The sequence below is a fragment of the Bacteroides zhangwenhongii genome (assembly GCF_009193325.2).
Lineage (GTDB): Bacteria > Bacteroidota > Bacteroidia > Bacteroidales > Bacteroidaceae > Bacteroides > Bacteroides zhangwenhongii.
On record NZ_CP059856.1, the window covers coordinates 4698905 to 4715182 of the forward strand.

At 39.6% G+C, this 16278-nt stretch carries 9 protein-coding genes; 1 reads left to right on the plus strand and 8 read right to left on the minus strand.

Annotation, left to right across the window (positions count from 1 at the left end; all coding sequences use genetic code 11):
* Positions 1 to 28: 28 nt before the first annotated feature.
* From GD630_RS18680 to GD630_RS18705, 6 genes are all read right to left on the minus strand, one after another.
* Entirely contained in the window at positions 29 to 1846 is a 1818-nt protein-coding gene (locus GD630_RS18680; RefSeq protein WP_182505660.1) for a RagB/SusD family nutrient uptake outer membrane protein, read from the minus strand.
* Between the two features lie 13 nt (positions 1847 to 1859).
* Positions 1860 to 5219 carry a SusC/RagA family TonB-linked outer membrane protein gene (locus GD630_RS18685; protein WP_143866713.1) on the minus strand — a complete coding sequence of 1120 codons (3360 nt, stop codon included), beginning with the start codon at positions 5217 to 5219 and terminating at the stop codon, positions 1860 to 1862.
* A gap of 31 nt (positions 5220 to 5250) precedes the next feature.
* Positions 5251 to 6918 carry a glycosyl hydrolase family 18 protein gene (locus GD630_RS18690; protein WP_143866711.1) on the minus strand — a complete coding sequence of 556 codons (1668 nt, stop codon included), beginning with the start codon at positions 6916 to 6918 and terminating at the stop codon, positions 5251 to 5253.
* Between the two features lie 267 nt (positions 6919 to 7185).
* Positions 7186 to 8109 (minus strand): Rpn family recombination-promoting nuclease/putative transposase, encoded by a 924-nt coding sequence (locus GD630_RS18695; RefSeq protein WP_143866709.1) that lies wholly within the window; start codon positions 8107 to 8109, stop codon positions 7186 to 7188.
* A gap of 91 nt (positions 8110 to 8200) precedes the next feature.
* Entirely contained in the window at positions 8201 to 8950 is a 750-nt protein-coding gene (locus tag GD630_RS18700; RefSeq protein WP_182505661.1) for a nucleotidyltransferase family protein, read from the minus strand.
* A 9-nt stretch (positions 8951 to 8959) separates the two neighbouring features.
* The gene (locus tag GD630_RS18705; protein ID WP_143866707.1) at positions 8960 to 10390 is read right to left on the minus strand and encodes a RapZ C-terminal domain-containing protein; all 1431 of its coding nucleotides are present in this window, start codon (positions 10388 to 10390) and stop codon (positions 8960 to 8962) included.
* Positions 10391 to 10468: 78 nt separating this feature from the next.
* On the opposite strand from GD630_RS18705, the gene GD630_RS18710 reads away from it, so the two are divergent.
* Entirely contained in the window at positions 10469 to 14401 is a 3933-nt protein-coding gene (locus GD630_RS18710; RefSeq protein ID WP_143866705.1) for a hybrid sensor histidine kinase/response regulator transcription factor, read from the plus strand.
* Positions 14402 to 14486: 85 nt separating this feature from the next.
* On the opposite strand, the gene fsa is transcribed toward GD630_RS18710, so the two are convergent.
* Together fsa and GD630_RS18720 are read right to left on the minus strand one after the other, a co-directional pair.
* Positions 14487 to 15143, minus strand: coding sequence for a fructose-6-phosphate aldolase (fsa, locus tag GD630_RS18715; RefSeq protein ID WP_143866703.1), 657 nt, complete (start codon positions 15141 to 15143; stop codon positions 14487 to 14489).
* Positions 15144 to 15211: 68 nt separating this feature from the next.
* Positions 15212 to 16264: a class I fructose-bisphosphate aldolase gene (locus GD630_RS18720; protein ID WP_143866701.1), complete on the minus strand. Its 1053-nt coding sequence runs from the start codon at positions 16262 to 16264 to the stop codon at positions 15212 to 15214.
* Between the last annotated feature and the right edge of the window lie 14 nt (positions 16265 to 16278).

Consider the following 16278-nt stretch of genomic DNA (forward strand, 5'->3'; position numbering starts at 1 on the left):
TATCATCAATAAATATTGTTCTATTCTCTTATTTCCTCAGCCATCCCGGATTTTGTTCCAGTTCGTGATTCAGTGACAATTCACTCGGAGGAATTGGCAGCAGATAGTCACGGCTAGAATCAAACTGATAGCCTCGTGGAAGAACCTCTTTCTGTGGATCAAGCCAACCATCCGTAGTTAAAATAGTCTTCAAATCTACAGCTGTTTTAGGATCAAATGCTTTGTATAACACACCATCTGCTCCAAAATATGCCCCTGTTCCACGTTTTCCCTGAATCAATTTGTGAGCTCTCCAACGCATCAAGTCATCCAAACGGAATCCTTGTAAAGCTAGTTCCGACCGTCTTTCCCTACGAATTTCCTGCAATTTGGCAGAGATTGGATAACCAAAATCGGTAAAATTAGGATCAATTTCAGCAGGAGCAGTATAGGTCACTCCCGCACGTTCACGCAAAGGCTTCAATGTCTTTTCCAATACATCAGGATCACATTTATCTAATTCTTCTGCAGCTTCCGCATAAGCTAACAAAGCTTCTGCATAACGAATTATCGGAAGTGAGGTCTCACCCTGACCACTGACATAAGTTGTATCAATACTCATACGAATATGATAACCAGTTGCATTACGTGCCGGACCACTTTCTGTTAGATAAGGAGGACGAACTTTCTGTTTATTTTCATCCGAATATTCATCCACAAACATAGCTTTTGACTTAGACTCAGGAGATGTAGACTTAAATTTACAGTCTGAATGCATAACTGTCGCTAACAAACGAGCATCACGTTCTTTAAATGTAAGGTTGAAATCCTTATAAATTCCATCGTTAGGATCAATAAAGCTTCCGTCAGCATTCAGATAATTATCAATCAATGATTGAGCTAAACCAGCCGCTCCACTGTTGTCCACATAACCAGCACCTAAGTTACTACTCAAATTATGAGTCACTCCATCTGCTATCGAATACTTTTTCCAAAAAACGACCTCTGTCATATCCGACAAATCTTTCGAATTAAACAAGTGTGCATAAGCATCTTCTTTTGATACAAATTTCTTATCATTATCCTTTGTATTTAAAGAAAGTCCCATAGTAAATAATTCATCACCTAGTGTCAACACTTGTCCCAAAAGATCTGTAGATTTATCCTCTGCGGCTGCAAAATCTGTTCCCTTATGATACTTTTCCCATGTACCCTCATAAAGCGCCACTCTCATGGCCATGATGATAGCAGCTTCTTTGCAAATCCTCAAGCCTTTATACTGACTACGTGAATAAAGCAAATTCTTAGCCGTCTTCAAATCATCAATAATAAACTGTGCCACTGCCGAACGATCGCGTGGGGGAATTTGCAAACCTGCAACTGTAGCGTTTCCATCCCAAAATTTATCCATTACAGGAATACTACCAAATCTAGTTAGTAAGTAAAAATGCCAATAAGCACGGAAAAAATAAGCTTCCCCTTTCAGTGACAGCACATCCTTTGTTTCCTCTGCTTCTGGAACTTTATAATATTCAAAAAAATAATTTACATTACGTAGATTCTGGTATCCGTTCTGCCATTCGGCAGTACCTCCTCCTGTCTCCAACAGCTCTCCATTAAGACGTTTATCATAAACCTCCGCCACGATATTGTCACTATTCTTTTCTTCTCCACGGACTCCCATATCATAAGTACCAAAAGAAGGAAGTGCTATATACAAACCATTAATATAATTGTTCACTGCACTTGCATTGGACAAGAATGTTTCACTATTGGGGGTTGTCATGGGGTCTCTATCTAGAAAATCGGAACACGCCGACATCATAACACTTGCCCCTACCGCTAATAATATATATAATTTTTTCATCATCATTATCTAATTAAAATGTAAAATCAAGTCCGAACACGAAGTTACGGTTCATCGGATATACCATACCATTACCATTTTGCTTCATCGGAGAAGTTAAACCCGGAGCCGTATTCTTAGCATCACCACCCGCTGACATATTTACCTGGTTCAGTGTTTCAGGATCAAACTGTTTCGGCAACTTTGTTATAGTAAACAAGTTGTCGCAAGTTACATACACTTTTAGATTGCTGATACCAATATGTTTCAACTGTTTTTTATTAAATGTATAAGCCACTGTTAGATTTTTCATACGCATATAAGCAGCATTTAACAAATAACGTGTCGTATTGTATCCAGTATTCACCAAAAAATCCTTATCATCTTTCCAACCAGTCAAACGAGGCAAATATCCATTTGGGTTCTCTGTACTGAAATAATCAAGATGTTCTTTAAAGTTATAGTTATTTCCACCAAACATATAGTTACTTCCAGCAATCGGGAAATCTCTTTTTGCCACACCTTGTAACAAGGTAGATACTTCGAAACCCTTATATCCAAGATTCAAATTAATACCGAAAGAATATTTAGGAGTAGTATTTCCAATAACCTGCAGATCTCCGTGGTCTGACAAAGTACCTTTACCACCATCCACTCTACCGTCACCATTAGTATCTATATATTTCAAGTCACCACGACGCCAAAGATCGTTTGATTTGAACGCCGTCAGATTAACTTTTCTCAGATAATCATCAATTTCACGATTCGACAAAAAGAGATCATCAGCACGATATCCCCAAATTTCACCGAGATCCATACCTTCATAATAACCTTTATTAGCAGCCAATCCTGTATGGTTATTATAAATAATACCTTCCGGATTATTGTATTTAGTCACTACAGCCTTATAGTTAAAAACATTGAAACCAACTCCATAACTGAAACCACATTTCAATTTATCATTCCAACTGACAGAAAGTTCCCATCCGCGATTACGCAAAGTTGCATTATTCACTTTTGCACGATCTTCCGAAGCGATACCACTGATACTTGGTATTGATTCTGCCGGACCAATCATGTCACGTGTCGTACGTTGATATAAATCAGCAGTAATTGACAAACGGTTCTTAAACAACATCAAATCAAAACCTAAGTTAGCATTATCCACTTTCTCCCAAGTAATATAAGGACTAATCATTTTCGGAGTTTGTGCAATCGTACCTTTGGAAGCTGTGGAAGAAGAGGTGCCCGGTAATAACCAAGCATTAGTCCCCTGTGCATCTAAGGGCATCTGAGCGATATAATCATATAAGCCCGCTCCATTTTGGTTTCCTAAACGACCATAAGAAACACGTACCTTCAACTGAGATACAGGCAGTGCCATTTTTTGGAAATAAGGCGTGCGAGCAATATCATAACCGGCAGAGAATGATGGGAAGAATCCCCAACGATGCCCCGCAGCAAAACGGGAAGAACCATCATAACGTCCACTGAACTCCAAAAAATAAATATTATTGTAGTTCCAATTCAAACGGGCATAAAATCCCATAGTAGACCAATGTGAACGGGCTTCACCTGCTATTACATTTCCACTGGCGTTGTCAAATGAGTAAATATCATTACTCAGCATACCATCTTTGTACATATATTCCTGTGAATCTTCTTTTAATTCCATTTGGTATCCTGCCATTGCCTTGAAGAAGTGATCTCCCCATTGATGAGTATATGAACTCGAGACATTAGGTGATAAGTAATAATTGAACATACTCCCACGAGTATAAGATCCGAAATACATATTCTTCCAACTAATACCAGGATAAGTAAATCCTTGTCTTTGATTAGTAGCATCACCCGGTTTAAAAGTACCCACAGGAGTTTCATACTTCTGATTATTTTCCATTATCAGATCGTTATTTTCTATATCAAAACGGATTTTCATTTCTCCGGTGATATCCCATCCCTCCAATGGAGTTACTGTTGCAGAAAGTGACAAAGCATCTGAAATACGGTTCCTCTGATAATGAGAATTTTTCAAATATAACATTTCATTCCAACTCGGCAAATTGTATTCTGAATCAACAGGCAACTGAGTAACCTGAGTAGGACGATGGCTACCAATCTTATTATATAGAATCATCTGATTCGCCATCGGACGTTTAATCATCTGCAAAGTAATATTATTATTCAAATTAAATCGTAACCAATTATTGGTCTTCATCTGTAATTTGGTATTCAAATTATACTTACTCAAATCATCCTGCACTTGATCCAGCAAACCCTCTTGATAAGTATATCCCATACCAATATAGTAGTTTACCTTGTCAGAACCACCCTGTACACTTAAGTTATGAGAATGACGGATAGACTTATCTTTAAAATAATAATCAAACCAATCAGTATTGCCATACTGATTATAATAGGCTCCTGCCCAATCATCACCGGAAGTATTAGCCTCAATACCCGGAAATTCTGCTGAATAAGGATTCTGCATAAAACCTTTAATCTTCTCAATAGTTTTATCCGGAATTCTCTGTAAACCGGAAGACGCTCCACCATTATCATATTGCTGATTATTATACATAGCGTATTCCAACGAGTTCATCATCTTTGGCATATTAATAGGTGAACTGAAACCAACTGTTCCACGATAGGTGACGCTAGCCCTCTCCTTTTTACCACTTTTTGTGGTAACCAATACTACTCCATAAGCTGCACGTGCACCATATACAGCAGAAGCGGAAGCATCTTTCAAAACACTGATACTAGCAATATCGGCAGGATTCACATTCTGCATACTCTGCTCTACTCCATCTACCAATACATATGGTTCTCCACCATTGATAGAACCAATACCACGAATACTAAATTTAATATCTGCACCGGTTTCACCACCGACACCACCTCCCACTGCGTCCGTAGCAAAATTTAAGCCTGCAATATTACCCTGCAAGGCACTTGTGACATCTGTAACAGGACGATTGACAATGGCATCATCTTTCAACGTAGCAACAGCTGCTGTAATCGTATTTCTTTTTTGTGTATCCATACCCACAACTACCACTTCATCCAATACTTTGGCATCTTCTTTCATCACATATTTATTTCCTTCCAATTTAGTAACCTTTACTTGCATCGGAGCGTATCCAACGTATGTAATAGAAAGTATACTTCCAACTTTTCCCTGAATTGAAAAATTACCGTCAATATCAGTAATCGTTCCTCCAGTGTTGCCTTTTACCATGACCGTTGCACCAATAATCGCCTCACCACTATCATCCACGACCTGTCCTTTTATCATCTTTTGTTGTGCTAATGCACCAAGAGGAAACAATAACAGGAGCATCAGAAAAAGAACAACCCGTCCCTGTTTTTTCACGAACTTCTTTTTTTCCATAATATTATATTTACTAATTAAGATTATACTGTTATTCTACGGCAGGATTAGCATAGTAATCAAACTCTTCTTTCACCACTTTCAACAAAGACTTATCATCTGTCACATCTACGTCCGTAGCCAAATCCCAGCTCATTATTCCACCGAAACCATTCTCACACACATACTGTGTTTTTTGGCGAATTGTAGTCTGACTATTGAGTGTATAGCTCTTTCCATTATACATCCATTCATCCACAGAAGTGTTAGTAAGATTACCTTTATTTATCAGATCATAATAAGCAACTTGTTCACCCGCTGTTCCGGTAGTTCCATAAAAAGGTACTCCCATCACCAATTTATTTTGAGGAATTCCATATTCAACAGCAGTTTGACCGTCTGATTTGAAACGTTCGAAAGAAAAAAGAGCCGCCTGAGGTCCATAACATTGGAAAGAGATAAAATCAACTGCAGCAATTGCTTCAGGAGTTATCTTATAAGAAACCGGATGCAAGGAAACCGTAAAAAATACATTTTTTCCTAATACGTTGCGCAGTTTTACTATGGCTTTGCTGTAATTAGTTAAGTCACTAGCATAATAAGCCCATTCAAAGTCAAGATCGACCCCATCCATATTATACTTATCCAAAACATTCTTAACATTATTAGCAAAGTTAGTGCGCGCAGTTTCATTACCAACCATCTTCAACCATTCACCACCAGCGATACCCAAACGTAGTTTTCGGTCTCCTACTTGTCCATTTAATGCAGCACGTATTTGTTCTAAACGAATAGCCCAAGTATGAGAATCTTTTCCGAGCTGTGCAGAATCATCATATTTCCAATAAGCAAGTGTTTTTGTATTATTCCAAATATTAGTATCAAAAGAGATAGGATTTCTACCCAACGTACCTACTTCCAAACTGCTAACGAATGTCTCATCCAAATATCCTTTGAATTTTTCTCCAAGAAAGAAATCTGCACGAGTATTAGGAATTTCAGCAGGCAGAGAACCCGTAAATTCTGTAGGGGTATTATTAGTGTCTACATATAATTTAGCCTTTCCTCCACTATAAGTTATCGCTACATAATGCCAAGCACCCGGCTTTAAATTGTCATTGACAATAGTTGTCGTAGAATTTCCAATAGTAAATTTTAAATTTCCTTCAGTTTCACCAAGTTGGAAAGATATAATGGTAGAGTTATTGTTTACCTTATTAAATAAATAAGCACCATCTATCCATTCAGTTATATATAGATAAGTACCAAATGTAAACTTCTTGTATGCCCCATCCGGGGAATGAAGTAAACCATCTCCACCGTTCATTTTTCCGGCACCATCAAATTTCACCACTCCATTACGACCTTCATAAGAAGGCATATATGATACTCCTGTAAATTCTGCGTCATTCACCGGCAGATCAAATGTCAAGTCACCGTCAGCATAAGGACGAGCTGTCAGATAAATCAAATCATTACAAGCACCCATACTTGCTCCAGAGATTCGATTTATCTCAAAAAAATCACCACGTATATAAGAACAATTAATAAATGATTTTTCTGTTGGATCCGGTTCATCTGGTTCTTCGTCATCACCCGGTTTTCCAACAACTGAACCTTCAGGAGGAGTGCCAGCTGGAACATCCACCCATTTTGTGTCTTTACAAGCTGCCAACATTCCAAAGAGGAAGAGACAAAAAAATAGGAATTTGCTTCTCATAAGTTTAATAATTAAGATTACCTTTTAATAATAGCAATGACTTTCTATCGTCATTCTCTGCTACAAATGTATAGAAGATTCAAGATTGTATGTGTTCTATTTTAGCTACGATTCTTCCAATTTTGTCTAAAATCGTCCATTTCATCGGATAATACGAGTTGTTTAGACATTTTTGGATACGTATATAAAACAAAATAGGAAAGGCGAAAATACCCTTTTTGAGCATTCCCGCCTTTTCTTTTTTTATTTCTACTTAAAGTAATACTTTTATAACTTCTCTATTTCATCTACTGTCAATCCCGAAGATTGTGAAATAACATCTATTGAAACCCCTGCCTTCTTTAAATTACGCGCAATCTCAATTTGCTTATTTCTTTCCCCTTCGGCACGTCCTTCCAAACGTCCCTCAGCACGTCCTTCTGCACGTCCTTCTGCACGTTCCGTGAATATATTATCTCTCAAAATAACAATATTATCCAAATGTCTATAATAAGCATTGAGTTCTTCCTTTGTCATCCGATCCAATTTCAATCGCTGGCGTGCCTCGTTCAATCCCGGTGCAGTAGCGTTATCGGGAATATCTCCTGTATTCAGATAGTAAATCCATTCTTCAAGCGGACTTCTTGCTACTTGATTGAAATCATTCACTTTCAATATATAATATTCCGGATAAAGTTGGCTGACAGTATCCACTTTGAAAGTTTGTTTTTGGAATGGAGTCAGTTCTAAAACATCCCCTTGATGAATTCCGCGAAATTCCGTTTTACCATGATATACAACATCTTTACCGCTACCTAAAGAGAAATAGACGATATTAACGCTATACACTTTACGAACTTTGTCGTAACCTTCTCCACGATTTATGTATTCGGTAACCAACTTAGATGTTCCAAATAACATACGCTGGAAATAAGCATATTCATTATTGTTTTGAACTTCTATTAAAATAAGCTCACCTTTAGAGTTTTCGGCAAGCAAATCCACACGATTATATTTATCGTACTCATCTTCTTGATTACTTTCACTCTCCAATAATTTCTGAATAAGGATTGATTCCCCTAAAAGGGTAGTCAAAAAACCTTCCAGTACGGCAAAATTAGCTTTATTACGCAATAAGCGTTTCATTGCCCAATCGAAACGAATATAATTACTTGTCATTTGTTCGCCTCCTTTTTCTATTTCTGTTTTCATTATAACAAAGGTAAAGGAAATATGTTGGAATCCCAAACAAATACAAAAACTAAATTAGCCAAGCTCATGTTATTCGACCCAGCGAACAATACTATTTGCCGAAAGACCTTATAAACTCCTCTGCCTTAGCAAGTGTTTCCGGTTTACCAATATCAATAAGTTGCAGATTTTCCACCGGATAACCAAAGAAGTTCGTTTGTCGACAGGTGAAGAGATAAAAATCCATGATAGAGAACTTTCCTTCCCACAGGGGAACTTCCATTAATTGGAATATAGCAGGTGAAAGCACATGAATGCCACTGAACGCATATTCTTGGAACAATGATTGTTCATATTGAAAACCTTCGGGTTTCACTTGACCTGTATCCTTGTTTATCCATCCGCAAAGTCTCTTCTCCGCATCGAGAAGCAGATAACGTGAAGTTTTACGTTGGCTTACCAATAAAGTAGCCAAACCATCAGTCTGCAAATGATAATCATAAAGTTCTTTCAAGTCCACATTCGAAAGAATGTCTACATTGTGTACAAGAAAAGGCTCATCGGAGTTCTCAAAAAAAGAACTGGCTTTCCGGATTCCTCCCCCTGTATCAAGTAGCACATCACGTTCATCGGAAATATGGATAGTAAGTCCAAAATTGTCATTCACTTTCAGGAATTCAAGTATTTGCTCGCCAAAATGATGAATATTAATTACTATTTCAGTAAAGCCGAATGCTTTCAGCTTCAAGATAACGTGCTCCAGCATGGGACGCCCGGCTACGGGAACAAGAGCTTTAGGCATAGTATCCGTCAGCGGTTTCAACCGACTTCCCAAACCGGCCGCAAATATCATTGCTTTCATAACGATCTTCTATATAGTTGCTTCAAATGTATGTTTTATATTCTGTTCGCGATGTACTAATTCCACTTTAACCCCAAACTCTCTATTCAGACGTTCCGCCAAATGCTGCGCTGAATAAACGGAACGGTGCTGTCCTCCGGTACAACCGAAGCAAACCGACAAATTACTGAATCCGCGTTCCATATAACGTTTGACGGAAGCATCCACCAAAGCGTAAACATGGTCGAGAAAACGAAGAATCTCACCGTCTTCTTCCAGGAAAGTTATCACGGGCTCATCCAATCCGGTAAAAGACTTATAACGTTCGTATTTTCCGGGATTATTCACTGCACGACAATCGAATACAAAACCTCCGCCATTGCCTGTCGGGTCATCGGGAATACCTTTTTTATAGGCAAAGCTCATTACCTTGACCGTCAGTTGACGCTTCTCCAAGCCATCCGTAAACTGCTTCAGTCCGGTCAGTTCACGCAACATTTTGCAGAGATACGGGTATTCCGGATATTCCTCTTTAAGCAACTCGCGCAAATTTGCGATAGCGTATGGAACACTCTGGATAAAATGAGGTTTTTTCTCAAAATAGCCGCGAAAACCATAAGCCCCCAACACCTGCAAAGTACGGAAAAGTACAAAATGACGGAGCTGACTATAAAAATAAGGTTCATCAATCGGTTGATATTTGCGAAGAGCCTCTATATATTCCCGTAACAATTCTTTCCGAAGGCTATCGGGATATTTTGCTTTGGCTTGCCACAAGAAAGAAGCAATATCATAATAAAACGGACCTTTTCGTCCTCCTTGAAAGTCGATAAGCCAAGGGGCTCCATCCTTTATCATCACATTGCGACTCTGAAAATCACGATACATAAAAGTAGCGGAAGAACTACGGAGCAAAACATCACTCATTTTCTGGAAATCATCCTCCAGCTTGTCTTCCTGAAACTCCATTCCGGTAGCTTTAAGGAAACAATATTTGAAATAATTCAAATCCCAAAGTATGGAACGCTGATTGAATTCCGACTGGGGATAGCAACGGGAAAAATCAAATCCGTCAGCTCCGGCAAACTGAATGGCAGGCAACAGACGGATCGTTTTACGAAGCAACTCTTTCTCTTCTTCGGAAAACACACTGGTAGCACGTCCTTTCTCAATAGCGTGAAAAAGTAAAGTATCTCCCAGATCTTCTTGCAGATAATACATTTTATCTTCCGACACGATGTGTACTTCGGGAACAGGAAGCCCATTCTTACGAAAATGTTCCGCCATATAAAAGAAAGCCTCATTCTCATCAACAGAAGTTCCATATACTCCAATCAGTGTTTGTGTTCCTGTCAGCCGGAAATAACGGCGATTGGAACCGGAGGAAGGTAATTCTGTTACATTTTCAGCGGGAACTCCCGTATATGACTGATAAAGTTTCTGTAATTCTTCGGTAATCATAGTTACATATTTTCGAGCAAAGATAGGAATTATAAACAAATAATACTACCTTTGCTTTCGTTTAACTGACCTAATCTCATGAGAATAAAAATCTTTATCCTACTATGTTTGACAGTTATTATGCAGTTTGCCGGTGTCACGCACCTAAAAGCCAGCCATTATTACTATAAACAGCTCTCCCTAAAAGATGGGGTGACTTCAGCCGTGAGATGTATCTTGACAGACAAACAGGGATTTGTATGGATAGGAACGAAGGCTGGAGTAAGCCGATATGACGGACATGAGCTAAAGAAATACGTTCATTCTCCAAACAATCCTCAGTCGATTCCCAATAACTTAATCCATCAGATTGCAGAAGATGAAATGAGCAATATTTGGATTCTGACCGACAAAGGAATAGCCCGCTATCAACGCCAAAGCGATGATTTTTTCTTACCTGCGGATGAAAAAGGTAATCCTATTATCGCCTATTCAACCTGCCTGACCAAAGACGGGGTCTTGTTTGGTTCTAAAGACAAAGTATACTTTTATAGTTATCGGGATTCTTCTCTTCGCCTTCTGCAGAAGCTGAATAAAGGGAGTAATTTTAATATCTCTTTACTAAGCCTATGGGACGAACATACTGTCCTTTGTTGCAGCCGGTGGCAAGGTCTTGTTTTGCTGGATCTGAATACGGGAAAGCATCGTCTCCCACCTTTCGATTGCGGAAAGGAAATCATGAATATGTTGATCGACTCACAAAACAGAATCTGGATTGCCCCTTACAATGAAGGTATAAAATGCTTCACCCATAACGGAGAGCTGGTGAAAGCCTATACTATTCACAATTCCGACCTAAGCAACAACGTCGTTTTAAGTCTTGCCGAACGGGAAGGAAAAATATGGATAGGAACAGACGGAGGCGGTATCAATATCCTTGAACCGAAAACAGGACGTTTATCCTTGCTGGAACACATTTCCGGAGGTGATAACTATTCACTTCCCGCCACCTCTATCTTTTGTCTCTACAATGATAGGAACAATAATATGTGGGCAGGAAGTATCCGCAACGGATTGATCAATATCCGGGAAGTCTCCATGAAAACCTATACGGAAGTCTTTCCGGGCAGTAACCGTGGATTAAGTTATAATACCGTACTCAGTCTTTATCAGGAATCGAACGACCGTATCTGGGTGGGTACAGACGGCGGCGGTATTAATCTCTTTAATCCTATCACAGAGAAATTCACCCATTACCCATCCACTTGGGAAGACAAAGTCGCTTCCATTTCCCCATTCACTTCCGGCAATCTGTTGGTTTCCATTTTCTCAAAAGGAATATTCGTATTCAACCCGGAAACAGGTGAGAAAACACCATTCATGATTATAGATCCGGAAACCTCCATGCGTCTCGGGAAGCGGGGAAAGACAGTCAATTTATTTTCCAACAGCCCTCATAGCGTTCTGTTACTTGGAGACCATGTATATCAATATGACTTGAAGAAGCAAACTTTCAATATTGCAACCGAACAAGAAGGACTGGACATTATCGGCACTTTCTTACCCATAACAAACTATGGGAATTATACTTATCTGAACGACATAAAGCACATTTATCGGCTGGATAACCGCACCAACCGACTGGAAGTTCTGTATCAATGCTACAAGGACACTATTATCAACTCTGTTTCATTGGATGAGCATGGAGAATTCTGGATAGGAAATAATTACGGGCTGCTTCATTATAATCCCGATAAAAAAATACAAACTCCCATATCCACTTCCCTTTTCTCGGAAGTCACATCGATTGTGTGCGACCAACAAGGAAAAGTATGGATAGGAACCAATAATATGCTGTTCGCCTGGCTAATCAAAGAACAGAAATTTGTGCTTTTCGGCGAATCGGACGGTGTCATTCAAAACGAGTACTTATCCAAACCCTGTTTGTTAAGTTCACAAGGCAATATCTATATGGGCGGAGTGAAGGGATTATTGCACATCAATAGTACCCTACCCTTAATCACTACCGAAATACCCCAACTTCAACTATCGGATATCATCATCAATGGTGAGTCCGTCAATGATAAGCTAAACAATAATCCAACGAGTATTTCCGCTCCTTGGAACAGCAATATAATCATTCGGATAATGTCTAAAGAAAAAGACATCTTCCGACAGAAAGTATACCGATATCAAATAGAAGGACTGAACGACCAACAAATAGAATCATATAACCCTGAACTGGTTATACGTTCACTCCCTCCGGGAAGTTATAAAATCACAGCGTCCTGCACAGCAAAAGATGGTAGTTGGATTCCCAATCAACAAGTATTGGTATTGACCATTCTTCCTCCCTGGTATCGCACATGGTGGTTTATCCTTAGCTGTGCGGTTCTCATTACTGTCGTTATTATCGAGACTTTCAGAAGGGCTCTGAAACGCAAAGAAGAAAAGTTGAAATGGGCGATGAAAGAGCATGAGCAACAGGTATACGAAGAAAAAGTACGTTTCCTCATTAATATCAGCCACGAACTACGCACACCGTTGACATTGATACACGCTCCACTTAGCCGGATATTGAAATCACTCTCTCCTGAAGAGCCGCAATATCTGCCCATAAAGGCGATTTACAGGCAGTCACAACGGATGAAGAATCTGATTAATATGGTACTTGACGTACGAAAAATGGAAGTGGGTGAAAGTAAAATACAGATACAGCCTCACTTCCTCAACCAATGGATAGAACACATCTCACAGGATTTCATCAGTGAAGGAGAAGCTAAAAACGTACGTATCCGATACCAACTGGATCCGCAAATAGAAACGGTAAGTTTCGATAAAGACAAATGCGAAATTATTTTGAGCAACTTGCTTATCAATGCATTGAAACACAGTCCGGAGAATACGGAAATCACTATTATATCAGAATTGCTTCCTGAAAAAGACAGAATACGTATCTCTATCACCGACCAAGGAAGCGGTTTGAAGCAAGTCAATACACAAAAACTTTTCACACGCTTCTATCAAGGCTCCGGAGAACAAAACGGAACTGGAATCGGACTGTCTTATTCAAAGATTCTGGTTGAATTGCAAGGTGGTTCCATCGGCGCATACGACAATCAGGAAGCAGGTGCGACTTTCTTCATTGAATTGCCGTTAAGACAAGAATCAGAAGAAATCATCTGTCAACCGAAAGCCTATCTGAACGAACTGATGAGTGACGACAGCCATGAACAAGCACCCGGCAATGATGATTTCGATACAACTCCATATACAGTTTTAGTTGTAGACGACAATCCGGATTTAACAGACTTCCTGAAAAAATCGTTGGGAGAATACTTTAAACGGGTAGTGATAGCTTCGGATGGTGCAGAAGCCCTTCAACTTATCAGAAGCCACACGCCGGACATAATTGTCAGCGATGTAATGATGCCTAGAATGAATGGATATGAACTCTGCAAAAGTATCAAGGAAGATATCACAATCAGCCATATCCCTATTATTCTGCTAACGGCAAGAGACGACCAGCAAAGTCAATTAAGCGGTTACAAGAATGGAGCGGACGCCTATCTGACAAAGCCTTTTGAGATAGAAATGCTTATGGAAATCATTCGTAACCGATTGAAAAACCGTGAGTCTACCAAGAAAAGATACCTGAATGCCGGAGTAATCCCTGCACCGGAAGAAAGTACGTTCAGCCAGGCAGACGAGACCTTCCTGCTCAAGTTAAATAAGATCATTCAAGAAAATCTGGACAACAGCAGTTTGGATATAGCCTTTATCTGCAAAGAAATCGGTATGAGCCGGGCTTCACTTTACAATAAGTTGAAAGCCCTGACCGATATGGGGGCTAATGATTATATCAATAAGTTCAGAATGGAGAAAGCAATAGCATACATTACCGGAACGGATATGACATTTACAGAAATAGCCGAGAAAGTCGGCTTCACCACTTCACGTTATTTCAGTACAACTTTCAAACAATATACAGGGGAAACTCCTACACAATACAAAGAGAAACGAAAAAAGTGAATATTCACCGACTGTTGACACAGTCACCGGAATATTCACTTTCCAGATGCGGACTCCGCACCTAAAATTTATCACTCATTTGATTTTACCCATTCACTTTCTTATAATCCTCCAGAAACTTCTTCAATCCCGAATCCGTCAACGGATGATTGAGTAATCCCTTAATAGCGCTCAACGGACAAGTAGCAACATCAGCACCCACTTCCACACATTCTATAATATGCTTCGTATTACGAATCGAGGCTGCCAGTACTTGTGTCTTATAATCATACGTATGATACATACGTACAATATCAGCAACAAGCCCTACCCCATCTTCACAAATATCATCCAACCGTCCTACAAAAGGCGAAACATAAGTAGCTCCGGCTTTAGCCGCCAACAAAGCCTGTCCCACAGAAAAGACTAATGTACAATTCGTACGAATCCCTTTTTCCGTAAAATGCTTGATAGCTTTGATGCCATCCGCAATGCATGGCACTTTCACTACAATATGCGAATTGAGTGCTGCCAGTTCCTCTCCTTCACGAATCATCCCTTCGTAATCGGTAGCTATCACTTCGGCACTTACATCACCATTGACGATATTACAGATTTTAATATAATGTTCACGTTGGTTTTGGGTTCCCTTGATACCTTCTTTCGCCATTAGCGAAGGATTGGTAGTCACTCCGTCAAGTACTCCGAGATCATACGCTTCTTGGATTTGCTCCAAATTGGCTGTGTCAATAAAAAACTTCATACTTCTAAATTTTAATGGTTAACTATCTAGTAGTCAAAGATAAGAATTAATTCTCATCTTTCCTATAATCAGGCAATGGTAATTGCCGGATCAAGATAAACATCCTGGATAGCATTCAATAATTCTACACCTTTATTCATCGATTTTTGGAACGCTTTACGTCCGCTAATCAACCCCATACCTCCGGCACGCTTATTGATTACGGCTGTAATAACCGCATCACGTAAGTCGGAAGCTCCGTGCGACTCACCACCGGAATTGATTAAACCGACACGCCCCATATAACCATTGGCAACCTGATAACGACAAAGGTCAATCGGATGTTCCGAAGCCAGTTGGGTGTACATACGTTCATCCGTCTTACCGAAACCTATTGCTTTGAAACCACCATTATTCGTAGGAAGTTTTTGTTTGACAATATCTGCTTTGATCGTAACTCCGAGACGGTCGGCCTGTCCGGTCAAGTCAGCAGCAGCATGATAATCCACACCATCTTTCTTAAAATCACTATTACGCAGATAACACCACAGGATAGTGGCCATCCCCAATTCGTGAGCATACTCGAAAGCCTCAGCGATTTCCACCAATTGGCGACGACTTTGTTCCGAACCGAAATAGATAGTAGCACCGACAGCCGTAGCTCCCATATTCCATGCTTCTTTCACTGTACCGAACATCACCTGATCATACGAATTAGGATAGGTCAGCAATTCATTGTGATTCAGTTTAACTACAAACGGAATTTTATGGGCATATTTGCGTGCCACCGCTCCCAGAATGCCGAATGTAGAAGCGACCGCATTACAACCACCTTCAATAGCCAATTTCACAATGTTCTCCGGATCGAAGTAGATAGGATTCGGAGCAAAAGACGCTCCGGCAGTATGTTCAATATCCTGATCGACAGGAAGAATGGATACATAACCGGAATTAGCCAAACGTCCATGTCCGAGAATAGCTTGCAAGCTGTTCAGCACTTTTATATTACGGTCGGAATCAATCCATATTTTATCTATCGTATCGGGAGAAGGCACATAAATCAAAGACTTATCAATAGTCTTACAAGTGTGATCCAGATAATATCCGGCTTTATCTCCCAACAAATCAATTACTTTACTCATAACTTTACTTTTTT

Bases quoted from the DNA above. Each gene is read 5' to 3' on its own strand.
- GD630_RS18680 (WP_182505660.1), bottom strand. From the start codon at position 1,846: ATGAAAAAATTATATATATTATTAGCGGTAGGGGCAAGTGTTATGATG.
- GD630_RS18685 (WP_143866713.1), bottom strand. From the start codon at position 5,219: ATGGAAAAAAAGAAGTTCGTGAAAAAACAGGGACGGGTTGTTCTTTTT.
- GD630_RS18690 (WP_143866711.1), bottom strand. From the start codon at position 6,918: ATGAGAAGCAAATTCCTATTTTTTTGTCTCTTCCTCTTTGGAATGTTG.
- GD630_RS18695 (WP_143866709.1), bottom strand. From the start codon at position 8,109: ATGAAAACAGAAATAGAAAAAGGAGGCGAACAAATGACAAGTAATTAT.
- GD630_RS18700 (WP_182505661.1), bottom strand. From the start codon at position 8,950: ATGAAAGCAATGATATTTGCGGCCGGTTTGGGAAGTCGGTTGAAACCG.
- GD630_RS18705 (WP_143866707.1), bottom strand. From the start codon at position 10,390: ATGATTACCGAAGAATTACAGAAACTTTATCAGTCATATACGGGAGTT.
- GD630_RS18710 (WP_143866705.1), top strand. From the start codon at position 10,469: ATGAGAATAAAAATCTTTATCCTACTATGTTTGACAGTTATTATGCAG.
- fsa (WP_143866703.1), bottom strand. From the start codon at position 15,143: ATGAAGTTTTTTATTGACACAGCCAATTTGGAGCAAATCCAAGAAGCG.
- GD630_RS18720 (WP_143866701.1), bottom strand. From the start codon at position 16,264: ATGAGTAAAGTAATTGATTTGTTGGGAGATAAAGCCGGATATTATCTG.